The organism is Halopseudomonas pelagia CL-AP6 (assembly GCF_000410875.1).
Lineage (GTDB): Bacteria > Pseudomonadota > Gammaproteobacteria > Pseudomonadales > Pseudomonadaceae > Halopseudomonas > Halopseudomonas pelagia.
In genome coordinates this window covers 1-1,593 of sequence record NZ_AROI01000058.1, presented here as the reverse complement: position 1 = coordinate 1,593, position 1,593 = coordinate 1, and the positions used below count along the sequence as shown (strand labels likewise).

The window sequence follows — 1,593 nt, the reverse complement described above, 5'->3', positions numbered from 1 at the left end:
TGCATATTCCGGCCCATCGTGACCGCCCATTCCGTTTGAACGTGACCGCCTGTTCCGGACTAACGTGACCGCTCATTCCGTTTTATCGTGACCGATTTTGGGTGATATCCCGGAATCACCGGTCACGATGCCGGAATCGTCGGTCACGTTCCCCCGGAATCACTGCCAACACACTGGAATTCTTCAACTTAATCGCGCATACCGCTTCTTTTTCCATGAGGAAGGGCGGATGCCGGCTGCGAGGATTTCCATGCGACAGATCACCGAGGTTTTGCGCCTCAAATACGAAGCCGGTCTCAGTCACGAGCGCATTGCCCGTGCCTGCGGACTCTCCAAGGGCGTGGTCGGCAAGTACGTCAGCCTGGCCCAGGTCCAGGGCGTTACCTGGCCACTGCCGAAGGACCTGGACGAGGTTCGGCTTTACGCGCTGCTGTTCCCGGCCAAGGCGCCACCGTCACGCTTTGCCGAGCCCGATTACTTCCAGGTTCATCAAGAGCTCAAGACCAAAGGCGTCACCTTGCAACTGCTCTGGGCCGAGTACGTAGAACGCCACGGCGACAAGGCGTATCGCTACAGCCAGTACTGCCACCACTACAGGCTCTGGCGTGGCCGGCAGCGCCGCAGCATGCGGCAGGTCCATCGCGCTGGCGAGAAGATCTTTATCGATTACTGCGGCCCTACTGTGCCGGTGGTGGACCGCTCTACCGGTGAGGTGCGCAAGGCCCAGGTCTTTGTGGCAGTGCTGGGCGCGTCCAGTTACACCTTCGCCGAGGCCACCTGGAGCCAGAGCCTTCCAGACTGGATCGCCTCCCACCAGAGGATGTTCAGGTTCTTTGGCGGGGTACCGGAACTGCTGGTTCCGGACAATCTCAAGGCGGCAGTGACCAAGGCGGACCGCTACAGTCCGACGATCAACGAGACCTATGCTGAGCTGGCCCGCCATTACCAGACGGCAGTGTTGCCCGCCAGGCCCTACAAGCCCAAAGATAAGGCGAAGGCCGAGACGTCGGTGCTGTTGGTCGAGCGCTGGATCCTGGCGCGGTTACGGCACCAGATGTTCTTCTCCCTGGCCGAACTCAATGCCGCCATTGCAGCGCTGCTACCAGCCCTGAACCAGCGCCCGTTCCAAGGGCGGACCGAGAGCCGTCAAAGCCTGTTCGACGCACTTGATCGACCGGCACTGCGACCTCTGCCAGTAGCGCCCTATACCTACGCCGAATGGCGCAAGGCCAGGCCAGGCATCGACTACCACATCGAGATCGACAAGCGGCTGTACAGCGTGCCTCACGCCTTGGTCGGGTTGGTTCTGGACGTACGGGTAACGGATACCGCCCTGGAGGTCATGCACAAGGGCCAGCGGGTGGCGTTACATCCCCGCCACGGGAAGAGCCGCTTCGTGACCCTGACCGAACACATGCCCAAGGCGCACCAGGCCCACAAGGACTGGTCGCCGCAGCGCTTCCTCAACTGGGCCAAGGACATCGGCCCCGGGACGCTGGAGGTGGTGCAGCGCCAACTCAAGGACCGCCCTCATCCAGAGCATGGCTACCGCGCTTGCCTGGGGTTACTGAATCTCAGTCGGCGCTACAGCCG

The 1,593-nt window shown here is 61.8% G+C and carries 1 protein-coding gene; it reads left to right on the top strand.

All coding sequences use genetic code 11. The features are described 5' to 3' along the window. Window positions 1–250: 250 nt before the first annotated feature. Window positions 251–1,593: IS21 family transposase (gene istA / locus K787_RS0121350; RefSeq protein ID WP_022964820.1), on the top strand; the 1,343-nt coding region annotated here is incomplete at its 3' end.